Here is a 22,591-nt window from a genome sequence, read left to right on the forward strand (position 1 = left end):
ACGTGCAGCGGCTCCCGCCACCGCACTCAGCCCCGTGGGTGGTGCTTGGCGTGCAGCTTCTGCAGGTGTTCACGCGCCACCAGGGTGTAGATCTGGGTGGTGGACAGCGAACTGTGCCCCAGCAGCATCTGCAGCGCGCGCAGGTCCGCGCCGCGGTTGAGCAGATGGGTGGCGAAGCTGTGGCGCAACCCATGCGGACTGATCCGCACCGGGTCGATCCCGGCCAGCACCGCGTACTTCTTGACCAGTCCCCAGAACTGCTGGCGGCTGAGCGGCTCCAGCGAGGGGGCCAGGAACATCGGCACCGCGCCGTCGGCGGCCACCGGCACCGCCCGCTTGCCGGCCAGCAACGGCCGCGACTCGGCCAGGTAGCGTTCCAGCCAGTGCTGCGACTCCTCGCCCAGCGGCACCAGCCGCTCCTTGCTGCCCTTGCCGGTCACCCGCAGCACGCCCTGGCGCAGGTTGACCGCGTTGGCGGGCAACTGCACCAGTTCGCTGACCCGCAAGCCGGCCGCGTACATCAGCTCCAGCATCGCCCGGTCGCGCAGGCCCAGGGGCGTCTCCACGTCCGGTGCGCCCAGCAGCGCGTCGATCTGGCTCTCGGCCAAGGCCTTGGGCAGCAGGCGGGGCAACTGCGGCGGATCCAGCAGGGCGCTGGGGTCCTCGTTGCGCTGACCGCGGCGCACCGCATCGGCGAAGAACGCGCGCAGCGCCGACAACAGCCGTGCGTTGCTGCGCGGCGACCAGCCATGCCGCGCCCGCCAGGCCAGGTAGTCGAACAACCCCGCGCGGTCGATTGCCCCCAGCCCGCCGCCCGCCCCATCGCGCCAGCGCGCTACCCCTTCCAGATCGCGCCGATAGCTGTCCAGGCTGGCCCGCGCCAGGCCATGCTCGGCCCAGATCGCATCGAGGAAACGCTGGATCAGGATGTTGTCGTCATCGCGCAACGGCGGAAGCTGCTGGACCAACTGGCGGCGCAGCGCGGGAGTGGAGGCATCGGACATGCCGCCAGCATACGGAGCGACGCCGGCCGCGGCCATCGAAGCCGCGCCGATGCACAGGTATGCTCGGCCGATGGCCACCACCCCCGCTCCCGCCGCGCGCACCGACCGCCCCGCCAGCCAGCTGCTGTGGCGCCTGCTGGCCCTGCTCTACGACCTGTTCCCGGCACTGGCGCTGTGGATGCTGGTCGGCACCCTGTTCACCGTGGCCTATACGCTGTCCGGCCATGCCGAACGCGAGAACATCCCGGCCTTCAGCGCCCTGCAATGGGTGCTCTGGCTGTGCTGCTGGATCGTCACCGGCGTGTACGCCACGCTCAGCTGGCGCCGCGGCGGCCAGACCCTGGGCATGCGCCCGTGGCGGCTGCAGGTGGTCAACCCCGATGGCAGCGCCCCGACCCGCCGGCAGCTGTGGCTGCGGTATGCGGTGGGTACGCTCTCGGTCCTGCTCGGTGGCCTCGGCCTGTGGTGGGCATTGATCGACCGCCACCGGCTGGCGTGGCATGACCGTGCCAGCGGCACCCGGATCCGGCGCCTGCCCAAGCGCTGATCCCGCCGCCGGGATCAGCCCGGCCTCATCCGGACTTGCGTCGGAACAGCATCCCCGACACCGCCAGCATCACGATCGGTGGCAGCGCGTAGGCAATGCGGTAATCGAACTTCAGCGCGCCGGCCATGCGCCCGAAGAACAACTGCAGCAGCCAGAAGCCCAGTGCGAACAGGATGCCCAGGAACAGGCGCTTGCCCATGCCGCCGCTGCGCAGCGAGCCGAAGGCGAACGGCACCGCCGCCAGGCACAGCGCCAGCACGTTGACCGGGTAGAACCAGCGGCTCCAGTAGATGTCCTCGTAATCGCGCGCATCCAGCCCGTTGCGCTTGCGGTACTCGATGCTGGTGCGCAGGTCCATCGCGGTCAGGTTGCGCGGCTTGGAAATGCCGCTGGCCAGCGCCGCCGCATCCAGCCGTGAATTCCACGGCTCGGACTCGACCGTTTCACGCGTGGCCGAACGCTCGCCAAAGGTATCCCGGCGCACTTTCTTCAGCACCCAGCCATCACTGCCATGCTCGGCCGACCCGGCATAGGTCAACGAGGCAAGCCGGCCATCGTCGCCGATCTTGTACAGGCGCACGTCGCGCAGCACCAGCTTGGTCCCGCCACCGGGCAACAGCTGCTCATCGCCCGCGCCCGCATTGAGGAACGTATCGCCCTCGCGCGCCCAGACGCCCGAGTAACGCGCCACGGCCATGCTGTTGCCCCACTTGGCGCTCATCTTGATGTCGTCGGCACGGCTCTGCGCCCACGGCGCCAGCGTCTCGCCGCTGAACACCATCACCGCCGTCAGCAACGACAGCGCGATCGCCACCGATGCGCTCAGACGCTTGCGCGACAGGCCCAGCGCGCGCAGCGCGGTCAACTCGGAGGTCGCCGCCAGCTGGCCCAGGCCCATCAGCGAGCCGATCACAGCCGCCGTCGGGAAGAAGGTGTAGGCCCGGCGCGGCACCGTGTACAGCACCCAGGCCGCCGCATGGCCCAGCGTATAGCTGCCCTTGCCCACGTCCTTGAACTCGCCGGAGAACGCCATCACCACGTCCAGGCCCACCAGCACCGCCCAGGTCAGCAGGACGGTGCTGAACACCGCCCGGCCCAGGTAAACGTCAAACCGCATCGGGCGAAGCTTCATGCGGTCCTCCGCGGGCGCGACAGCTTGCCATCACGCAGGTACATCCAGATCGCCAGCGCCAGCAGTGGCAGGCTCAGCCACCACAGTCCGACGCTGCCGGACAATTTGCCATCGGCGATCCAGCGCGTGCCGATGAACATCAGGTTCATGCCCACCATGTAGGCCAGGAAGGCCAGCATCATGCGGCCGTAGCGCTGTTGCCGCGGCGAGCTGCGCGCCAGCGGCAGGGTCATCAGCGCGAAGGCCAGCGCGATCAGCGGCGGGGTGATCCGCGAGTGCAGCTGCGCCTGCGCGGCCGGGCGTTCATCGCCGAACAGCCGGCTGGTCGGCAGCAGCTCCGGGTCGTCCTTCTCGCGGGTATCGGCGCCGTCGGGCATGGCCACGTCGTTGCGCGCGAAGGTCATCAGGCGGTAGTCCAGCGCGCCGGCGGCCGGCCCTTCCACCTGGTGGCCATCTTCCAGCTCCAGATAGCGTTGGCGGGCGCCCTCGAAGAACATCCGGCCGCGGTCGGCCGAGACCACCTCGATGCGGTCGTCCTTCTGGCGCTGCATGAACACCTTGCCCAGCTGTGTGCCATCGGGCGACACCGAGGACAGGTAGACCACCCCGCCGTTGGGCAGCGTGGTGAACTTGCCCGACTCCAGCCCGGCCATGACCACGCTGCGGTTGGCTTCCTCGATCATGGTCTCGCCGGTGCGGTCGGCCCACGGCCCCAGCCACAGCGAGCACAGCCCGATCAGGGCCACCACCGGCAGCACCAGCATCAGCACCGGGCGCAGCAGCCGCTTGGGCCCCACCCCGATGGCGGTCAGCACCGCCATTTCCGAGTCCCGGTACAGGCGGGCCGTGGCCAGCAGCAGGCCCAGCATCAGCGCCAGGGGCAGGATCAGCGGCATGTACACGATGAACTGCAGGCCCAGCTGGGAGAACAGCAGGCGGGCGGGCAGCCGGCCATCGGCGATGTTGCCGAGGATGTCCACCAGGACACCGCCGACGCTCACCACCAGCAATACGATGAGGGTGGCCAGGAAACTCTGGACGAAATCACGCAGGAGATAGCGATCGAGCTTCGACATGGGGCGGTGGTTTAAACTCTCGGATTCGTTCGCGGTGCTGCCCAGTCTACTGACGGGACGTAAACAGCTCGCGATTGTACGGATTTGCCAACGGAATCTGATCAATGGCCCTGGAATTCACCCTGAACCACGCAGCGCCGGCCTCGGCCGCGTTCGATTGCGTCATCGTCGGCGCCTTCGCCGACCAGACCCTGAGCCCGGCGGCGCAGGCCCTGGACACCGCCGCCGGGGGTCGCCTGTCGGCCCTGCTGGCCCGCGGCGACGTCGGCGGCAAGACCGGCAACACCACGCTGCTGCACGACCTGCCGGGCGTGACCGCTCCGCGCGTGCTGGTGGTCGGGCTGGGCGAGCCGGCCAAGTTCGGCGTGCCGCAGTACCTCAAGGCGGTGGGCGATGCCAGCCGCGCGCTCAAGGCCGGGGTCAACCACCACGCGCTGTTCACCCTTAGCGAGCTGGAGGTCAAGGGCCGTGATGCGGCCTGGAACATCCGCCAGGCGATCATCACCGCCGACCACGCCGCCTACCGCTACAGCGCCACGCTGGGCAAGAAGAAGGTCGACGAACCCGGCCTGACCACCCTGGCGGTCGCTGGCAGCGACACCGAGGCCCTGGCCCTGGCCCAGGGCCAGGCCATCGCCGCCGGCGTGCAGTACGCCCGCGAGCTGGGCAACCTGCCGCCGAACGTCTGCACCCCGGCCTACCTGGCCGAGTCGTCCGTCGCCTTCGCCCAGGCCCATGATGGTGCCGAGGCGGAGATCCTGGACGAGGCGCAGATGGAAGCGCTGGGCATGGGCTCGCTGCTGGCCGTGGCCCGCGGCTCGGCCAACCGCCCGCGCATGATCGTGCTGAAGTGGCGCAACGGCGGCGACGCCAAGCCCTACGTGCTGGTCGGCAAGGGCATCACCTTCGATACCGGTGGCGTCAACCTGAAGACCCAGGGCGGCATCGAAGAGATGAAGTACGACATGTGCGGTGGCGCCAACGTCATCGGCACCTTCGTCGCGGCGGTCACCGCCAGGCTGCCGCTGAACCTGGTGGTGGTGGTGCCGGCGGTCGAGAACGCCATCGACGGCAATGCCTACCGTCCCTCGGACGTGATCACCTCGATGTCGGGCAAGACCATCGAAGTGGGCAACACCGACGCCGAAGGCCGCCTGATCCTGTGCGACGCGCTCACCTACGCGCAGCGCTTCGAGCCGGCCGCGCTGGTCGACGTGGCCACCCTGACCGGCGCCTGCGTGGTCGCCCTGGGCCACCAGACCGCCGGCCTGATGACCAAGCACGACGACCTGGCCAACGAACTGCTGGCCGCCGGCGAGCACGTGTTCGACCGCGCCTGGCGCATGCCGCTGTGGGACGAATACCAGCCGATGCTGGATTCGACCTTCGCCGACGTCTACAACATCGGCGGCCGCTGGGCCGGCGCCATCACCGCCGGCTGCTTCCTGTCGCGCTTCACCGACGGCCAGCGCTGGGCCCACCTGGACATCGCCGGCGTCGCCAGCGACGAAGGCAAGCGGGGCATGGCCACCGGTCGCCCGGTCGGCCTGCTGAGCCAGTGGCTGCTGGACCAGGCCGCCCGCGCCTGATGCTGTCCCGATCGCGGCCGCCGCACGGCGGCCGCGGTCCTGCCCGGCCCGCGCCGGGCCTTTCCCTCCGTTCCTGGCCTGCCCATGTCCCGTGCTGATTTCTACCTGATCGCCAAGCCCCGCTTCCTCACCGAGCCCCTGCGCCTGGTCTGCGAGCTGGCCCGCAAGGCCAATGACGCCGGGCTGTTCACCTTGGTGCTGGCACGCGACCAGGCCCAGGCCGAGGAGCTGGACGAGCTGCTGTGGGCCTTCGACAACGATGCCTACATCCCGCATCAGATCGCCGGCGAAGACATGGACGAGGAGGAGGCCCTGGTACTGATCGCCGTGCCCGGCACCCCGGCCCCGGCGCGTCCGCTGGTGATCAACCTGCGCGACGACCCCTACCTGGCCGAGTGTGACCGCGTGCTGGAAGTGGTGCCGGCCGACCCGGAAGCGCGTGAACCGCTGCGCGAGCGCTGGCGCCAGTACAAGGCCCTGGGCTTTGACCTGAACAAGTACGACATGTAACCGGCGCGGCGCCCGCCGCGGTGCCGCTGCCTACCGGAGCCCTTGATGCGCCTGCTGATCGCCCTGATCTTTCCCTGGTTCGCCTTCTTCACCATCGGGCGCCCGTTCGCAGGCATCCTCTGCCTGATCCTGCAGATCACCCTGATCGGCTGGCTGCCCGCGGCCATCTGGGCCGCGTATGCGGTCTCGCAGTTCCATACCGACCAGAAGATCCGGCGCGCCCTCGGCCGCTGATCTTCCGGAACCCCATCTCCCGTCTTCGATCCTGGTTCCCGCATGACCCAACTCGCCTCCAGCTACGACCCCACCTCCTTTGAAGCCGAGTTGTACGACTCGTGGGAGAAGGCCGGCCATTTCAAGCCGTCCGGCAAGGGCGAGCCGTACACCATCCTGCTGCCGCCGCCGAACGTGACCGGCACGCTGCACATGGGCCATGCCTTCCAGCAGACCCTGATGGACGCGCTGGTGCGTTACCACCGCATGCGCGGCTACGACACCTTGTGGCAGGTGGGCACCGACCACGCCGGCATCGCCACCGAGATGGTGGTCAGCCGCAACCTGGCGCTGGAAGGCAAGGGCGAGACCCGTGACTCGCTGGGCCGCGAAGGCTTCATCGGCAAGGTATGGGAGTGGAAGCAGCAGTCCGGCGACACCATCGAACGCCAGATGCGCCGCCTCGGCACCTCGGCCGACTGGTCGCGCAGCACCTTCACCATGGACCCGCAACCGTCCGAAGCGGTGATCGAAGCCTTCGTGCGCTGGCACGAACAGGGCCTGATCTATCGTGGCCAGCGCCTGGTCAACTGGGACCCGGTGCTGAAGACCGCCATTTCCGACCTGGAAGTGGAGAGCGCCGAGGAAGACGGTTTCCTGTGGTCGATCGCCTACACGCTGGACGAAGGGCTGAGCTACGAGCACGTCGAGCGCGATGCCGATGGCGTGGAAACCCTGCGCGAAACCCGTGATTACCTGGTCGTTGCCACGACCCGCCCGGAGACCCTGCTGGGCGACACCGCGGTGATGGTGCACCCCGAAGACGAGCGCTACCTGCACCTGATCGGCAAGCACGTGGTGCTGCCGCTGACCGGTCGCCGCGTACCGGTGATCGCCGACGACTACGTCGACCGTGCGTTCGGCACCGGCGTGGTCAAGGTCACCCCCGCGCATGACTTCAACGACTACCAGGTGGGCGTGCGCCACGACCTGCCGATGATCAACCTGTTCACCCCGGTGGCGGCGATCAACGAGAACGCGCCGGAGCGCTTCCAGGGCCTGGACCGCTACGAGGCGCGCAAGGCCGTGCTGGGCGAACTGGAGGACCTGGGCATCCTGGTGGAGACCAGGGCGCACAAGCTGCAGGTGCCCCGCGGTGACCGCACCGGCCAGGTGATCGAGCCGTACCTCACCGACCAGTGGTTCGTGAAAATGGACGAACTGGCGCGGCGTGGCCTGGAGCTCGTCGAAGGTACCGATGGGCAGCCGGGCGCGATCGGCTTCGTGCCACCGAACTGGATCAACACCTATCGCCACTGGATGGCCAACATCCAGGATTGGTGCATCAGCCGCCAGCTGTGGTGGGGCCACCGCATTCCGGCGTGGTTCGATGCCGCGACGGGCACCTGCTACGTGGGCCGCAGCGAAGCGGAGGTGCGCGAGAAGAACGCACTCGGCACCGAGGTCGTGCTGCGCCAGGAAAGCGACGTGCTGGAGACGTGGTTCTCCTCGCAGCTGTGGCCGTTCTCCACCCTGGGCTGGCCCAACGCGCAGGCGATGGCCGAGCGCGGCTTCGACCGCTACCTGCCGTCGTCGGTGCTGGTCACCGGCTTCGACATCATCTTCTTCTGGGTGGCGCGCATGATCATGGCCACCGACAACCTGACCGGGAAGATCCCGTTCAAGGACGTCTATTTCACGGGCCTGATCCGCGATGGCCAGGGCCAGAAGATGTCCAAGAGCAAGGGCAACGTGCTCGACCCGCTGGACATCATCGACGGCATCAGCATCGACGACCTGGTGGCCAAGCGCACCGGCGGGCTGATGCAGCCGCGCATGGTGGAGAAGATCGAGAAGGCGACCCGCAAGGAATTCCCCGAGGGCATCATCGCCCACGGTGCCGATGCGCTGCGCTTCACCATCGCCGCGCTGGCCACCCACGGCCGCGACATCAAGTTCGACATGAACCGCGCCGAGGGCTACAAGAATTTCTGCAACAAGCTTTGGAACGCCAGCCGCTTCACCCTGATGAACACCGAGGGCAGCAGCTTCACCGGCGTGCCGAAGCCGCGTACCGATGCCGAACGCTGGATCCTGGCGCGCCTGGCCGCGGTCTCGGCCGAGGCGCAGGGCCACTACGCCACCTACCGCTTCGACCTGCTGGCGCAGTGCCTGTATGAGTTCGCCTGGAACGAGTTCTGCGACTGGTTCCTGGAGCTGAGCAAGCCGGCGCTCAACGCCGGCGACGCCGCCGATGCCGACAGCACCCGCCACACCCTGCTGTACGTGCTCGAAGCGCTGCTGCGCCTGCTGCACCCGCTGACCCCGTTCATCACCGAGCAGCTGTGGCAGCAGGTGGCCCCGCGCCTTGGCCTGGCCGAGGCCACCCTGTCGCTGCGCCCCTACCCCACGGCCGCCGAGTTCGCGGGCGATTTCGCCCAGGCCGAGGCCGACGTGGAGTGGCTGAAGGGGACGATCAGCGCCCTGCGCCGCGTCCGCAGCGAGCTCAACGTGGCGCCCTCCAGGCTGGTCCCGCTGCGCCTGCTCGGCGGGCTGGAACTGGACCGTGCGCGCGTGCAGCGCTACAGCGCGTCGCTGTCGTTCCTGCTGAAGCTGGAGAGCATCCAGTGGCTGGATGACGCGGCCAGCGCGCCGCCGGCCGCGGCGGCGATCGTCGGCGAGCTCAAGCTGCTGGTGCCGCTGGAAGGGCTGGTCGACCTGGGTGCCGAACGCGCCCGCCTGGACAAGGAAATCGCCCGGGTGGAGTCGGAGAAGGAAAAGAGCGAGACCAAGCTGGCCAAGTTCACCGACAAGGTGCCGGCGGCGGTGGTCGAGCAGGAGCGCGTGCGCCTGGTCGAGTGGACCGCGCAGCTGGCCGGCCTGGTCGAGCAGCGCGCCAAGCTGTAAGCACGGGAGCAGCGCGCCACGCCATGCGTGGCGCCTTCCCGGCCCGGTCTACGTGCAGCCACCCATGGGGTGGCTCTACGCGGATACCTGATAGGCGGGCCTCGGCTGGAGGGTAGCGCCACGCCATGCGTGGCGGCCTCCCGGGCCGGTCTACGTGTCCAGCGAAGCAAGACGCCGATGGTAGAGCCGAGCCATGCTCGGCTGCCGCAGCGCAGCTGCGGCAATCCCCCGACGGTCGATGACGGCGGCGCCACCGGGGCCTCGGCGTGGGATGCACGCGCCGTCAGAGCGGCGGCATTGTCTGGATGTCGTCCTCGACCAGCTCCATGGCCATCACCAGCGCATCCTCGCGCCCGTCGCGGGCCGGGTAGTAGCGCGGGCGTCTACCGATCTCGTTGAAGCCTTCGCTGTGGTACAGCGCCACCGCCGGGGTGTTGGACGGGCGCACTTCCAGGAACACGCGGTGCGCACCGTGGTCACGCGCCAGCTTGACCAGCGCGCGGAACAGGTACCGCCCCAGGCCGCGCGATTGGGTATGGGTGTCCACGCAGACGTTGAGCACGTGCGCCTCGTCGGCGGCGATGCTCAGCACGCCGTACCCCACCAGCACGCCGTCCTCTTCCAGTGCCAGCGCCGGGTAGCCGGCGCGCAGGCAGTCCACGAAGATGCCGCGCGTCCACGGAAACGGATACCCGCGCAGCTCGATCGGCATCAGCGCATCCAGGTCGGCCTCGCGCAAGGCGCGCAGGGCGACCGGACGCGGCGAGCTCACCGCGCTCACGCACGGCCCCGCTTGCGCAGCGCGCGCAATTGCGGCCACAGCGCGCGCTTGGCCGCGGCATTGCCGCGCAGCTCGTCCAGGTTCCAGCCCGCCATCAACGCCTGGGTATCGGGCTCGGCCGGATTGCAGCCGGAGGCACGCAGCAGCGCGATCTGCAGGCGATCGGGCATGCGTACCGCGGTCCGGCGCCCGGGGGCGGCGCTGCGCGCAGGGGGCGCTGCGGCGGGGGCCACCGGCTCGCTGGGCGGTGCGGCGCTGCGCCGCGGCGGGGCCGCCGTCGTCGCGTCAGGCGCGGCCGCCACGGCCACTGGCGCGGGCGGCGCAACAGCCACGCTCAGCTCGATCGGTGCACTGGCAGCCACCTCGTCGACCTGGCCATCCACGAACACCGTATAGCCCATCGCCTGCAGCCACGACTGCTGCGCGGGCGACCACAGCGGCGGCAGGCCGGTCTCGCTCACGCGCTTGGCTCGGCCGTCTTTCGGGTCCGCTGCCACAGCCAGAAACCCGGCCCGGACAGGGCGTAGACCACGCCCACCGCGAACAACACGCGCGGCAGATCGATCACCATGATCGCGATCGCGATCGGGACCAGGGCCAACGCCAGGAACGGCACGCGGTCGGCGCGCGGGCCCTTCTGGCCGCTGCCCTTGAAGCTCCAGAAGCGGATCCGGCTGACCATCAGCAAGGCCGCCACCAGGGTGACGCCCAGCGCCACGTAGCGTAGCTGGTTGCCGTCCCAGCCCAGGTTGCCATCGGCGAAGGCCCAGACGAAGGACATCATCAGCCCGGCCGCGGCCGGGCTGGCCAGGCCGATGAACCAGCGCTTGTCCACCACGCTGACCTGGGTATTGAAACGGGCCAGGCGCAGGGCGGCGCAGGCCGCGTACAGGAATGCCACTGCCCAGCCGACCCGGCCCATCACCGGATCGTCGAACTTCAGCCACGACAGCGACCAGTGGTACATCACCAGCGCCGGGGCCATGCCGAAGCTGACCAGGTCGGCCAGCGAATCGTACTGCACGCCGAATTCGCTGCTGGTGCCGGTCAGCCGCGCCACGCGGCCGTCCAGGCCGTCCATGACCGCGGCCACGAACACGGCGATGGCGGCATTGACGAAGTCGCCGTTGGCCGCGGCGATGATCGCGTAGAAGCCGGCGAATAGGCCCGCGGTGGTGAACAGGTTGGGCAGCAGGTAGATGCTGCGGTTGCGCGGCGGGGGTTTCATCTCATCCATGCGGCCAGTTTAGTGGGTGCGGTGGCCTTTGGGGCAGCCCGGGCACCCGCCCGTCGCCGCCGGCTTGCCAGCGCCCGGCCGGGATGCTGCAATCGCCCCCCTGACCTTGATGCCCGGAGTTGCCATGCGTGCCCTGCCCTCGCTGTGCTGCCTGCTGCTGCTCGCCAGCGCCTCGGCCACTGCCGGAACCGTCTACAAGTGGAAGGACGCCAAAGGCGTGACCCAGTATTCGGAGAAGGCCCCGACCGGCCAGAAGTACGAATCGCGCGAGGTGGACACCCGCGCCCCGGTGGCCCGCGCGGCGCCTGTCGCCGAGGCGCCGGCCGAATCGGCCGATTGCACCACCGCACGCAACAACCTGACCCTGCTCAACGGACAGGGCGCAGTGATGCAGGACACCAACGGCGACGGCAAGGCCGACAGCCCCCTCAGCCCGGAACAGCGCAGTGCGCAGAAGGACCTGGCCAACGCGGCGATCAAGGTCCACTGCAAGCCGGCCGGCTGAGCCGGCCCCGGTCGGCGCCGCGGCGCCGGGGGCGCTTCCGGACCGCCCGGCCGGCGTGATGGGCAGGGCGGCGGCTGGGCTGGCAGAATATCGGCTTCTGCCGTTCAGCGAAGCCGACGATGCGCCTCTCCCAGTTCCACCTGCACACCACCAAGGAAACCCCCAGTGACGCGGAGCTCACCAGCCACCGCTTGATGCTGCGCGCGGGCATGATCCGCAAGCTGGCCTCGGGGTTGTACACCTGGTCGCCGCTGGGCCTGCGCGTGCTGCGCAAGGTCGAGCGCATCGTGCGCGAGGAAATGGAGCGCGCCGGCGCGGTCGAATTCCAGATCCCGACCATCCAGCCCAAGGAACTGTGGGAAAGCACCGGGCGCTGGGAAAAGTTCGGTCCGCAGCTGCTCAAGATCAAGGATCGCAAGGAGCAGGTGTTCTGCTACAGCCCCACCGCCGAAGAGGCCGCGGCCGACTTCGCGCGCCAGGAGCTGTCCAGCTACAAGCAGCTGCCGGTCAACTTCTTCCAGATCCAGACCAAGTTCCGCGATGAGATCCGCCCGCGTTTCGGGGTGATGCGCGCCCGCGAGTTCCTGATGAAGGACGCCTACTCCTTCCACCTGCACGACGACTGCCTGGTGCGCGAGTACGAAAACATGAAGGCGGCCTACAGCCGCATCTTCACCCGCCTGGGCCTGGATTTCCGCATGGTGCAGGCCGACTCGGGCGCGATCGGCGGCGACGCCTCGCAGGAATTCCACGTGATCGCCGAGTCCGGCGAAGACGCGCTGGTGTTCTCCACCGGCTCGGACTACGCCGCCAACATGGAAGCGGCGATCGCCGCTGCCCCGGGTGAGCGCCCGGCCGCCAGCGAGGCGCAGCGCAAGGTGGAGACGCCGACCCAGAAGACCTGCGAAGCGGTGGCCGCGCTGCTGGGCCTGGGCCTGGAGCGCACGGTCAAGTCGATCGCGATCATGAGCACCGATGGCTTCGTGCTGGCGCTGGTGCGCGGCGACCACGAGGTCAACGAGATCAAGCTGGGCAAGGTGGCCGGGTTGCAGGGCTACCGCATGGCCAGCGAGGCGGAGATCGCCACGCACCTGGGCAGCGAGCCCGGCTTCCTGGGCCCGCTCAACCCGGCCCAGCCGATCCGCATCGTCGCCGACCGCGACGTGGCGGCGCTGGCCGACTTCGTGGTGGGCGCCAACGAGGCGGGTTTCCACATCGCCGGGGTCAACTGGGGCCGCGACCTGCCCGAGCCGGAAGTGGCCGACATCCGCAACGCGAAGGAAGGCGACCGCGCCGCCGATGGCGGCGAGCTGAAGATCGCGCGCGGCATCGAAGTCGGCCACGTGTTCCAGCTGGGCCGGCAGTATGCGCAGGCGCTCAAGGCCACCGTGCTGGATGAGAACGGCAAGGCGGCGGTGATGGCGATGGGCTGCTATGGCATCGGCATTTCGCGCATCGTCGCTGCAGCCATCGAACAGAACCACGACGAGGCCGGCATCATCTGGCCGGCCGCGATGGCGCCGTGGCAGGTGGTGGTGTGCGTGATCAACCCGAAGCAGGACGAGGCCGTGGCCACCGCCGCCGCCGAGCTGCTGGCGCAGTTGCAGGCCGCGGGCCTGGATGCGGCGCTGGACGACCGCGGCCTGCGTCCGGGCCAGATGTTCGCCGACATGGAACTGATCGGCGTGCCGCACCGGGTGGTGGTGTCCGAGCGCGGCCTGGCCGCCGGCACCTACGAATACCGGTCGCGCAGCGCCAGCGAGGCCGAGAGCCTGGACCGCGACGCCCTGCTGGGCCGACTGGCGGGTTGATCAGGAAAAGCCGGGGGGAATATCCCGGCTTTTCTTTTGCGTGCGGCGATTGAATATGCCGGTTAACTCTGTGCAGCATCCGGCTGGATATGTATGCTGTCGCGCAAGCCAAGGACTGGCCCACCCCGTCCTTAATTAGATTCCGGAGCAGTTGATGAGTATTGACCTGAGTGGCCTGTCCGCCAAAGAGCTGGGCGCCCTGATCAAGAACGCCAAAAAGCAGCAGACCATCGTGGCCAAGCGCCCGGCGGTGACCAAGGTGCGCGCGCAGCTGACCAAGCTGGCCAAGGCCCACGGTTATTCGATCGAGGAAGTGTTCGGTGGCGCCGCCCCGACTCGCGGCCGCGCCGCGAAGGCAACCAAGGCCCCGGCCAAGAAGGCCGTGCGCAAGCTTGGCAAGGTGGCCCCGAAGTACCGCAATCCGGCCAACCCGAAGGAAACCTGGACCGGCCGCGGCAAGCAGCCGCGCTGGCTGGCCGCGCTGACCACCAAGGGCAAGAAGGTCGAAGAGTTCCTGATCAAGAAGTAATCGTCTCCGGTTTCATCGGAAACTGAAAACGGAAAACGCCGGCGCGATGCCGGCGTTTTTTTTGGTCTGCGCGTTTTTCAGCTGCGCGAAGGGCCGTTGCTGGAGCACTGCAGGATCAACGACTGGCGAGTGCGTGCCCTGCTGGCTTGGGCGGGTACGGGTGGGTTGGCGGGACACGCCGTAAATACGTCCGTGTAGGCTCGCATGCGCCATCCATGGCGCATGACGGTCCCGCCAACCCACCCGCACCCACCCTTTGACAGTGTGCTGGTGCGCAACGGAAAGCGGGCCACCAAGCGCTCTTCGCCGCTGTCTTTTCGATGGCCACATCCCCGCCCAGCCACGGGACAAGCGGCCCTGCGCTCTGACACGCCTACAAGAAACCCCAAAACCCCAACACCCGTCAGAGATTCTTCCGCGCCGGAATCAGCAGATTGCCAAACAGCAAGCCGGCCACCAGCGCCATCACCACGTTGAGGACGGTCATCAGCACGGTCTGGCCGGCGCTCATGTCCTGCTGCTGCACCAGCGTCAGCACGCCGCGCAGGCTGGTACTGCCGGGCACCAGCATGATGATGCCGGGCAGGCGGATGATCGCGCCCGGGCGCTGCACCAGCCGCCCGAACAGATTGCCGGCTGCGGTCATCAGCATCGCCGACATGAAAATACCCGCCGGCAGTCCCCAGGCCTGCCCGGCGAATTTGGAAATCGCGTAGCCGGCCACCGAGGCCGCCATCACCCACGGATAATCGCGGCGGTTGGCCTTGAACAGCATTGCGAACGCGAACGCCGCCAGCAGCAGCGCGCACCACTCCACCCAGTCGGCCTGCGGGCGCGACGCGCGTACGTGCGGCTCCAGCCCGATGATCCCCGACAATGTCACCGCGATCACCGCGCCCACCGTCAATTTGAGGATCGTGGTGATCGCCCCGGCAAACCGCGCCGTGCCCGACACCCAATGCTGGCTGGCCAGCTCGTTGACCGCATTGGTCAGCGACATCCCGGGCAGCATCACCACCAGCGAGGCGATGATGACGGTATTGAGATTGAGCGGCCCCAGGAACGAGGCCACCAGCGCCGCCACCGTGCCCGCCAGCAACGCTGCCAATGCCTCGCTCGCCTCGCGGCTGGCCGGGCGCCGATCGGTATACAGCGTCATCACCCCGATCAGCAGGCCGATCACCCCGGCGGTGGCGATATCCAGCCACGGCAGCTTCCACAGCCCGGCCACGCCGGCCGCGCCCAGGCTGTAGGACAGGATCATCCGGATCTTGCCGCGCCGGCCCGGGTCCTTGTCCAGTTGCCGCAGGGCGGTATGGCCCTGGGCGATGCTCATGCTGCCGGTGGCCACCGCATCGGTGATCTGGTCGGCGATGCTGAGTTTATGCAGGTCATTTTCGCCCGGTGCCAGCCGGATCACGCGGGTGATGTCCGACGAACCGATCGCCTTGGTCGGGTCACTGAAACTCAGGATCAGCCCGGTCGGGTTCGACCAGGGCTCGCAGTCCAGGTCCAGCCGCTGCGCCAGCGCCACCACCGCCGCCTCCAGCCGCTGCGCGGTCGTGCCGTAACTGTGCAGGCGCCCGGCGATTTCCGACACGAACGCCACGCGCTGCGCATAGGTGGCCTGGGGGGTGGCAATGGTGGCGGTATCGACGGACATGCTTCGTAGTATTACCCGAAGCCCGCCCCGGCTGAACAATCATGTCGCAACGCACACACTTGATGTCGACACGGACAAGGTATGCTGCGCGCAGGACGCCCCATGACGCCAACCCAAGCCCCCCATCTCGAACTGGATGCGCAGGATTCCGGCCTGGTCCGGTTGTCCGGCCACTGGACCCTGCATACCGCGCTGGACGCGGCCGAAGTGCTGCGCGGCATTCCCGATGCGCTGACCGGCATCGACGCCAGCGGCATCACCCAGCTCGATTCGGCCGGCGTGCTGCAGGTCCTGCGCGTGGCCCGCCGCGCCGACCTGGCCGACGAGGCGTTGCAGTTCCGCGAGGAACACCGCGCACTGGTCTGCACCATCGAGGAGGTCGCCGACGACCGCCCGCGTTCCAAGCGCGACTTCGGCGTGCTGGCCGCGCTGGAGCGCCTGGGCGTCAGCGTGCACGGCATGGGCCACAACATCGTCGCCCTGGCCAGCTTCCTCGGCGAGAATCTGGTCAAGGGCGCACGCCTGATCAAGGAGCCACGTCGGTTCCGGCTGACCGCCACCGTGGCGCAGATGGAACAGGTGGGGCTGGACGCAGTGCCGCTGGTGGCCCTGCTCTCCTACCTGGTCGGTGCGGTGATCGCCTTCCTCGGCTCGACCATCCTCCGCGATTTCGGCGCGGAGATTTACGTCGTCGAGCTGGTCAACATCGCCTTCCTGCGCGAGTTCGCGGTCCTGCTCACCGCGATCGTGTTGGCCGGCCGCACCGCCAGCGCCTTCACCGCGCAGATCGGTGCGATGAAGGCGCGCGAGGAAATCGATGCGATGCGCACCCTTGGCCTGGATCCGATCGACCTGCTGGTGCTGCCGCGCCTGGTCGCCCTGCTGATCACCCTGCCCCTGCTGACCTTCATCGCGATGGTCGCCGGCCTGGCCGGTGGCATCACCGTGGGCGCGTTCGACCTGGACATCCCGCCGCAGATGTACATCGCGCGGATGCACGAGACCATGGAAGTGCGCAACATGCTGGTGGGCCTGTCCAAGGCGCCGGTGTTCGCGCTGGTGATCGGCCTGATCGGCTGCCTGGAAGGGCTGAAGGTCGAAGGCACCGCACAGTCGGTCGGCGAGCGCACCACCTCCAGCGTGGTGCAGGCCATTTCGCTGGTGATCATCCTCGATGCGTTCGCCGCGTTGTGGTTCATGAAGATGGGCTGGTAAGCGATGACCACCGAGACCGCCGCGCTGGCCGCACCCGAGGACACCACCGGCGATGACGCCGGCCTGGCCATCCGCGTACGCGGGCTGACCAACCGCTTCGGCGCGCAGACCGTGCACGATGGCCTGGACCTGGACGTGCGCCGTGGCGAAATCCTCGGCGTGGTCGGCGGCTCGGGCACGGGCAAGTCGGTACTGATGCGCAGCATCCTCGGCCTGCGGGTGCCCGATGCCGGCCAGATCGAGGTGCTCGGCGTGGACGCGCGCTCGGACGATCCGGCCAGCCGCCTGCACATCGAACGCAATACCGGGGTGTTGTTCCAGGACGGCGCGCTGTTCTCCTCGCTGACCGTCGGCGAGAACGTGCAGGTACCGCTGAAGGAACACCACCGCGAGCTGCCCGAGCGCTGGCATTACGAGCTGGCGTTGCTGAAGGTGAAGCTGGCCGGGCTGCCTGCCGACGCGATCAACAAGCTGCCCTCGCAGCTGTCCGGCGGCATGCGCAAGCGCGCCGGCCTGGCCCGGGCGCTGGCGCTGGACCCGCCGCTGCTGTTCCTGGACGAGCCCACCGCCGGCCTGGACCCGATCGGCGCGGCCGCCTTCGACCGGCTGATCAAGACCCTGCAGGAAGCGCTGGGGCTGACCGTCCTGCTGATCACACACGATCTGGACACCCTGTATGCGATCTGTGACCGGGTGGCGGTGCTGGCCGACCAGAAGGTGATCGCCAATGCCCCGCTGCACGAGATCGAACAACTGGACCACCCGTGGATCCAGGAATACTTCCACGGACCGCGCGCGCGTGCTGCGCGCGATGCAAAGCACGAGAGCGAGTAAGCCATGGAAACCAAAGCCAATTACGTCCTGATCGGCGCGTTCACCCTGGTGGTGGGGCTGGCGCTGCTGGCCTTCGGCCTGTGGGCGGCCAAGTACTCCTCCGACCGCACCTGGACCGAGTACCGGGTGGTGTTCCGCGAGGCGGTGACCGGCCTGTCGGTCGGCAGCCCGGTGCAGTACAACGGCATCGCGGTGGGCTCGATCACCGAGCTGAACCTGGTCCCGGACGATCCGCGCCAGGTGGTCGCGCGCATCCGCCTGAACTCCAATACCCCGGTCAAGACCGACACCCGCGCCAAGCTGGCGATCACCAGCCTGACCGGCCCGTCGATCATCCAGCTCAGCGGCGGCACCCCGCAGGCCGCGGCGCTGACCGCGGTCAACAAGGACCCGGCCCCGATCATCCCGACCACCCCCTCGGCCCTGCAGAACATCACCGACGTGGCCAACCGCATCGTCGAGCGCATGGACCAGGTGTTGAGCGACCGCAACGTGGCCAGCATCAACGCCACCCTGGCCAACCTGGAAACCATCAGCGGCGGCCTCGCCGACCGTGACCAGGGCACCCAGGCGCTGCTGCTCAGCGCGCGCGATGCCGCGCGCAGCCTGGATGTGACCCTGAAGAGCACCAATGGCACCATCCAGCGGCTGGACCAGAATCTGGTGCAGCAGTTGCCGCCAATCCTGGACAAGCTGGAAACCACCCTGTCCAAGCTGGATTCGGCCGCCGGCAGCGCCGATTCGATCCTCGGCGAGAACCGCGCGGCGATCAACAGCTTCGCCAACGACGGCCTGGCCCAGCTCGGCCCGACCCTGACCGAGCTGCGCGGACTGATCCGCGACCTGCGCCGGGTCAGCGACAAGCTGGACAACAACCCGGCACGCTATCTGCTGGGCCGCGACGCGCCCAAGGAGTTCGAACCCAAATGAGCCGCCCGACCCTCACCCGAATCCTCCTGCCGGTGGCGATGATCGCCACCCTCGGCGGCTGCTCGCTGCTGGGCAGCAATGAACGCAGCGCAGTGACCATCTATTCGCCGATCGTGCGCATCCAGGCCGATCCCGGCTGGCCAAAGGTCGACTGGCAGCTCGTCGTGGTCAAGCCCAGCGCCGCGCGCGTGGTCGACAGCCCGCGCATCAACGTGCGCCCGTCGCCGTCCGAGCTGGAGGTGTACAAGGGCGTGAGCTGGGCGCAGCCGGCCACCGACATGCTGGACGACGCGCTGGTGCGCGGCTTCGAGGATTCCGGCCGCGTCGCCGGCGTCGCCCGTGCCACCACCGGCATCCGCGCCGACTACAAGCTGGCCCTGGACGTGCGCCGCTTCGAGGCCGACTACCGCGGCCAGCCCACCCCGGCGGCGCTGATCGAGGTCAACGCCAAGCTGATCCACGTGATCGACCAGCGCGTGGTCGCCGACCGCACCTTCCGCCAGGAACAGCCGGTGCCGACCACCGCTACCGCCGATGTGGCGCGTGCCTTCGAGCAGGGCCTGCAGGCCATGACCAGCGAGCTGGTGGGCTGGACGCTGGTGACCGGCCAGGCCGACTACCAGCAGGCGCAGGTCATGCCGAGCCGGCTGCGTCAATCCAGCGGAAGGTGAGGTTGATGCGCTCGGCCAGCGGCCGCGCGCTTTTCGGCAGGGCATGCTGGTAATGGCGCTGGGTCTGCCCGCCCATCAGCAGCAGGTCGCCATGCCCCAGCGTCACCTCGGCCTTGCGCGCGTGGTCCTCGCGTCGGCGCAGCAGGAAACGACGTTCGGCGCCCAGGCTCAGTGACGCGATCATCGGCGTCGGCCCGAGCTCGGGCTCGTTGTCGCTGTGCCAGCCCATGCCGTCATCGCCATCGCGGTAGCGGTTGAGCAGCACGCTGTTGAACGGCGTGGCGCAGAACGCAGCCAGCCGCTCGCGCAGCGGCAGCAGCGCCGGGTGCCACGCTGCCGGCACGAAGTCGGTGCCCGAATAGCGATAGCGCGCGGCCGGGTCGCCCATCCAGCAACTCAGCCGCGGCGAGTCGACCTGGCGCCCGAACATGCGGATGCGGTGCACCTCCCACGGTACGTCCTCGCGCAGGGTGCGCTGCAGGGCATCGGCATCGGCGGCGGCAAGCCAGTGACGGTGCCAGTGCACCTGCGCATCGGGAAGGTGGAGATCCATGGATGAACGCTAGCACGCGGCGATTTGCCGGTGCGCGGGCAAAGCCCGAGAATGCCCCCACCCGTTGGAGCGCTGGAGCCCGCATGCCTGCTGTCGTTTTCCCCTGGATCGAGGTCGGTCGCGCGTGACCGCGCTCAAGGCCCGGCTGCGCCAGGCGGTCTTCGTGGCGCTGCGCGCCGGTTTCCGGGCGCTGCCACTGTCCGATGGCCAGCGTGATCGACTGCGCGCACGCTTCCTGCGCGATCACGGCGACTGGGTGCCGCCGCCGCCGCGCGGCCGCATCGATGCCAGCCCGGGGCAGGTGAATGGTCCCCTCCCTCGTCCGCTGCTGCGTGCCGATGAAGCCGCGATCGGCTACGTCGCGCATCGCAGCGAGGCCCTGCCTGCACCGCTGCCGGCCACGCTGGTGGCGTTCTACCTGCCGCAGTTCCACCCGTTCGCCGAGAACGATGCGTGGTGGGGCAAGGGCTTCACCGAGTGGCGCAACGTCACCCGCGCCCTGCCCCAGTTCGAAGGCCACATCCAGCCGCGCCTGCCCGCCGACCTGGGCTTCTACGACCTGCGCACCCCGCAGGTGATGCGCGACCAGGCGCAGTTGGCCCGCGAATACGGCATCGGCGCGTTCTGCTTCTATTACTACTGGTTCAGCGGCACTACGCTGATGGAGACGCCGCTGCGCCAGTGGCTGGCCGACGACAGCATCGACCTGCCGTTCTGCCTGTGCTGGGCCAACGAGAACTGGGCGCGGCGCTGGGACGGTCGCGACGAGGACATCCTGATCGGCCAGCAGCACAGCGCCGAGGACGACCTGGCCTTCATCGCCCACGTCGCCGACTACCTGCGCGACCGCCGTGCCCTGACCGTGGACGGCAAGCCCATGCTGCTGGTGTACCGCCCGCACCTGCTGCCCGACGCGCGCGCGACCGCCCGGCGCTGGCGGCAGTGGTGCCTGGACAACGGCATCGGCGAGATCCACCTGGCCTACGTGCAGGGCTTCGAGCGCCCCGATCCGCGCGACATCGGCTTCGATGCCGCGGTCGAGTTCCCCCCGAACATGAGCAACCCGCGCTCGCTCACCGCCGACCAGTACCTGATCAATCCGGATTTCCAGGGCGACGTACGCGACTGGCGCGAACTGGCCGCGGAGATCGCCGCGCGTCCGCTGCCGCCGTACACGCTCTATCCCGGGGTCAACCCGGGCTGGGACAACGAGGCACGCCGCTCCGGCAAGGGCCGCGTCTACCTGCATGCCTCACCGCGTGGGTATGGCGACTGGCTGTCGACCACCGTGCACACGCGCCTGGCCGCCGCGCCGGCCAACCAGCGCCTGGTCTTCATCAACGCCTGGAACGAGTGGGCCGAAGGCGCAGTGCTGGAGCCGGATGCACGGCTGGGGCATGCCTACCTGGAGGCGACGCGGAAGGCGCTGGCCCCCCCCGGTGTGCAGGCCGCCGCGACCCGGCCCTGCGCGGTAATCCATGCGTGGTACATCGACGTGCTTGCCGAACTGCTCGCTGACCTGCGCGCCAGCGCCCTGCCGTGGCGGATCGTCATTACCACCACCGATGAGAAGCGCAGCGACGTTCAGCGGGCGGTGAATGATGCCCGGCTCGAGGCGGAGATCGTGGTGTTCGCCAACCATGGCCGCGACATCCTGCCCTTCCTCCAGATCGCCGAGCGCCTCTACCAAGAGGGTGAGCAGGTTGTGCTGAAGCTGCATACCAAGCGCTCCACGCATCGTACCGATGGTGAACACTGGCGCCGCGAACTGACCGGCCGCCTGCTCGACGCGGACCGCGCGGCACGGATCTTCCAGGGCTTCGTCGAGGATGACCGGTTGGGCCTGGTGGCGCCGGAGGGTCACGTCCAACCACTGCACTTCTACTGGGGCGCCAACCAGCGCAATGTCGAGGCGCTGCTGGTGCAGCTTGGCCTGAAGGCCGCGGACATCGAGGTCGACACGTTCGTCGCCGGCAGCATGTTCTGGGTGCGCCTGTCGGCACTGCGGCCGTTGCTGGATGCGCATCTCTACCGTTCGGCGTTCGACACCGAAGCCGCCCAGCTTGATGGCACGCTGGCCCACGCCGTCGAGCGCATCGTCTCGCTGGTGGTGCGCAGCAGCGGCCAGCGCGAGGTGACTGCGGCGGGCCTGCTGGGCGAACCGTTCGATGCAGATCACCCCTACCGTTACGCGCGGAAGGGGTGAGCGAACGCTGGCACCGCCCCGGCTGGCCGGGGCGGCGCCATCACCTCAGGCGGCGGCGAATGCCACGCCGGTCTTTTCCTTCAGTTCCTCCACGCCCACGCCCGGCGCTGCCTCCACCAGCACCAGGCCGGCGTCGGTCACGTCGAACACGGCCAGGTCGGTGATGATGCGGTCGACCACGCCCACGCCGGTCAGCGGCAGCGTGCAGTCGGGCAGGATCTTGTGCTCGCCGTTCTTGGCGGTGTGCTCCATCAGCACCACCACGCGCTGCACGCCAGCCACCAGGTCCATCGCCCCGCCCATGCCCTTGACCATCTTGCCGGGCACCATCCAGTTGGCCAGGTCGCCCTTGTCGGTCACCTGCATCGCGCCGAGGATGGCCAGGTTGACGTGGCCGCCGCGGATCATGGCGAAGCTGTCGTGGCTGCCGAAGTAACTGGCGCCCGGGCGTGCGGTGACGGTCTGCTTGCCGGCATTGATCAGGTCGGCATCGACCTCGGCCTCGGTCGGAAACGGGCCGATGCCGAGCAGGCCGTTCTCGGACTGCAGCCACACATCCACGCCATCGGGGATGTGGTTGGCGACCAGGGTCGGCAGGCCGATGCCCAGGTTCACGTAAGCACCGTCGGTCAGTTCGCGCGCGGCGCGCGCGGCCATTTCATCGCGGGTCCACGCCAT

Annotated in this window: 22 protein-coding genes; 13 read left to right on the forward strand and 9 right to left on the reverse strand. The window is 68.8% G+C overall.

What is annotated here, in order from left to right:
* Positions 1–26 precede the first annotated feature (26 nt).
* Positions 27–1,004 carry a site-specific tyrosine recombinase XerD gene (gene xerD / locus M2421_RS12270; protein WP_259207029.1) on the reverse strand — a complete coding sequence of 326 codons (978 nt, stop codon included), beginning with the start codon at positions 1,002–1,004 and terminating at the stop codon, positions 27–29.
* A gap of 70 nt (positions 1,005–1,074) precedes the next feature.
* Here xerD and M2421_RS12275 point away from each other — a divergent pair, with 70 nt between their 5' ends.
* Positions 1,075–1,551, forward strand: a complete 477-nt coding sequence (locus M2421_RS12275; protein WP_259207031.1) for an RDD family protein — start codon at positions 1,075–1,077, stop codon at positions 1,549–1,551.
* Between the two features lie 25 nt (positions 1,552–1,576).
* Here the strand turns inward: M2421_RS12275 and lptG are convergent, their stop codons facing one another.
* Positions 1,577–2,683, reverse strand: coding sequence for an LPS export ABC transporter permease LptG (lptG, locus tag M2421_RS12280; RefSeq protein WP_259207033.1), 1,107 nt, complete (start codon positions 2,681–2,683; stop codon positions 1,577–1,579).
* Positions 2,680–3,759, reverse strand: coding sequence for an LPS export ABC transporter permease LptF (gene lptF / locus M2421_RS12285; RefSeq protein ID WP_259207035.1), 1,080 nt, complete (start codon positions 3,757–3,759; stop codon positions 2,680–2,682). Before lptF ends, lptG begins: the two co-directional genes overlap by 4 nt.
* Before the next feature lie 104 nt (positions 3,760–3,863).
* Here lptF and M2421_RS12290 point away from each other — a divergent pair, with 104 nt between their 5' ends.
* The 4 genes from M2421_RS12290 to M2421_RS12305 all read left to right on the forward strand — a co-directional run bounded on the left by M2421_RS12290 (position 3,864) and on the right by M2421_RS12305 (position 8,978).
* Positions 3,864–5,348, forward strand: a complete 1,485-nt coding sequence (locus tag M2421_RS12290; RefSeq protein WP_259207037.1) for a leucyl aminopeptidase — start codon at positions 3,864–3,866, stop codon at positions 5,346–5,348.
* 84 nt (positions 5,349–5,432) lie between these two features.
* Positions 5,433–5,858 carry a DNA polymerase III subunit chi gene (locus M2421_RS12295; RefSeq protein ID WP_259207039.1) on the forward strand — a complete coding sequence of 142 codons (426 nt, stop codon included), beginning with the start codon at positions 5,433–5,435 and terminating at the stop codon, positions 5,856–5,858.
* 45 nt (positions 5,859–5,903) lie between these two features.
* On the forward strand, positions 5,904–6,092 hold the full coding sequence (locus M2421_RS12300; protein ID WP_259207041.1) for a YqaE/Pmp3 family membrane protein: 189 nt from the start codon (positions 5,904–5,906) through the stop codon (positions 6,090–6,092).
* Positions 6,093–6,134: 42 nt separating this feature from the next.
* Positions 6,135–8,978 (forward strand): valine--tRNA ligase, encoded by a 2,844-nt coding sequence (locus M2421_RS12305; RefSeq protein ID WP_259207043.1) that lies wholly within the window; start codon positions 6,135–6,137, stop codon positions 8,976–8,978.
* Positions 8,979–9,261: 283 nt separating this feature from the next.
* On the opposite strand, the gene rimI is transcribed toward M2421_RS12305, so the two are convergent.
* The 3 genes from rimI to pssA are packed head-to-tail and all read right to left on the reverse strand — an operon-like array spanning position 9,262 to position 10,996.
* Complete coding sequence (rimI, locus tag M2421_RS12310; protein WP_259207046.1) at positions 9,262–9,759, reverse strand: ribosomal protein S18-alanine N-acetyltransferase; 498 nt, start codon at positions 9,757–9,759, stop codon at positions 9,262–9,264.
* Positions 9,756–10,160 (reverse strand): hypothetical protein, encoded by a 405-nt coding sequence (locus M2421_RS12315; protein WP_259207413.1) that lies wholly within the window; start codon positions 10,158–10,160, stop codon positions 9,756–9,758. The genes rimI and M2421_RS12315 overlap by 4 nt, the downstream gene beginning before the upstream one ends.
* A gap of 56 nt (positions 10,161–10,216) precedes the next feature.
* Positions 10,217–10,996, reverse strand: coding sequence for a CDP-diacylglycerol--serine O-phosphatidyltransferase (pssA, locus tag M2421_RS12320; protein ID WP_259207048.1), 780 nt, complete (start codon positions 10,994–10,996; stop codon positions 10,217–10,219).
* 124 nt (positions 10,997–11,120) lie between these two features.
* Between pssA and M2421_RS12325 the strand changes: the two genes are divergently transcribed.
* The 3 genes from M2421_RS12325 to M2421_RS12335 all read left to right on the forward strand — a co-directional run bounded on the left by M2421_RS12325 (position 11,121) and on the right by M2421_RS12335 (position 13,841).
* Positions 11,121–11,501, forward strand: a complete 381-nt coding sequence (locus M2421_RS12325) for a DUF4124 domain-containing protein (RefSeq protein WP_259207052.1) — start codon at positions 11,121–11,123, stop codon at positions 11,499–11,501.
* 119 nt (positions 11,502–11,620) lie between these two features.
* Positions 11,621–13,312 carry a proline--tRNA ligase gene (locus M2421_RS12330; RefSeq protein ID WP_259207053.1) on the forward strand — a complete coding sequence of 564 codons (1,692 nt, stop codon included), beginning with the start codon at positions 11,621–11,623 and terminating at the stop codon, positions 13,310–13,312.
* A gap of 154 nt (positions 13,313–13,466) precedes the next feature.
* Positions 13,467–13,841, forward strand: a complete 375-nt coding sequence (locus tag M2421_RS12335) for an H-NS histone family protein (protein WP_259207055.1) — start codon at positions 13,467–13,469, stop codon at positions 13,839–13,841.
* Between the two features lie 403 nt (positions 13,842–14,244).
* Here M2421_RS12335 and M2421_RS12340 read toward each other — a convergent pair whose 3' ends face one another.
* Positions 14,245–15,504, reverse strand: a complete 1,260-nt coding sequence (locus tag M2421_RS12340) for a threonine/serine exporter family protein (RefSeq protein ID WP_259207057.1) — start codon at positions 15,502–15,504, stop codon at positions 14,245–14,247.
* Positions 15,505–15,606: 102 nt separating this feature from the next.
* Between M2421_RS12340 and M2421_RS12345 the strand changes: the two genes are divergently transcribed.
* From M2421_RS12345 to M2421_RS12360, 4 genes are read left to right on the forward strand one after another with little or no spacing between them, the layout of a single operon-like run.
* Positions 15,607–16,719, forward strand: a complete 1,113-nt coding sequence (locus tag M2421_RS12345; protein ID WP_259207059.1) for an ABC transporter permease — start codon at positions 15,607–15,609, stop codon at positions 16,717–16,719.
* Between the two features lie 3 nt (positions 16,720–16,722).
* Positions 16,723–17,553 (forward strand): ABC transporter ATP-binding protein, encoded by an 831-nt coding sequence (locus tag M2421_RS12350; RefSeq protein WP_259207061.1) that lies wholly within the window; start codon positions 16,723–16,725, stop codon positions 17,551–17,553.
* A gap of 3 nt (positions 17,554–17,556) precedes the next feature.
* The gene (locus M2421_RS12355) at positions 17,557–18,483 is read left to right on the forward strand and encodes an MlaD family protein (RefSeq protein ID WP_259207063.1); all 927 of its coding nucleotides are present in this window, start codon (positions 17,557–17,559) and stop codon (positions 18,481–18,483) included.
* Positions 18,480–19,154 (forward strand): ABC-type transport auxiliary lipoprotein family protein, encoded by a 675-nt coding sequence (locus tag M2421_RS12360; RefSeq protein ID WP_259207064.1) that lies wholly within the window; start codon positions 18,480–18,482, stop codon positions 19,152–19,154. The genes M2421_RS12355 and M2421_RS12360 overlap by 4 nt, the downstream gene beginning before the upstream one ends.
* Here M2421_RS12360 and M2421_RS12365 read toward each other — a convergent pair.
* Positions 19,117–19,707, reverse strand: coding sequence for an alpha-ketoglutarate-dependent dioxygenase AlkB (locus tag M2421_RS12365; protein ID WP_259207066.1), 591 nt, complete (start codon positions 19,705–19,707; stop codon positions 19,117–19,119). The genes M2421_RS12360 and M2421_RS12365 overlap by 38 nt on opposite strands.
* Positions 19,708–19,831: 124 nt before the next feature.
* Between M2421_RS12365 and M2421_RS12370 the strand changes: the two genes are divergently transcribed.
* Positions 19,832–21,913: a glycoside hydrolase family 99-like domain-containing protein gene (locus tag M2421_RS12370; protein WP_259207068.1), complete on the forward strand. Its 2,082-nt coding sequence runs from the start codon at positions 19,832–19,834 to the stop codon at positions 21,911–21,913.
* A 45-nt stretch (positions 21,914–21,958) separates the two neighbouring features.
* On the opposite strand, the gene M2421_RS12375 is transcribed toward M2421_RS12370, so the two are convergent.
* Positions 21,959–22,591, reverse strand: coding sequence for a CoA transferase subunit B (locus tag M2421_RS12375; RefSeq protein WP_259207070.1), 633 nt, complete (start codon positions 22,589–22,591; stop codon positions 21,959–21,961).

Source organism: Stenotrophomonas sp. BIGb0135, from assembly GCF_024810105.1.
GTDB lineage: Bacteria > Pseudomonadota > Gammaproteobacteria > Xanthomonadales > Xanthomonadaceae > Stenotrophomonas > Stenotrophomonas maltophilia_AB.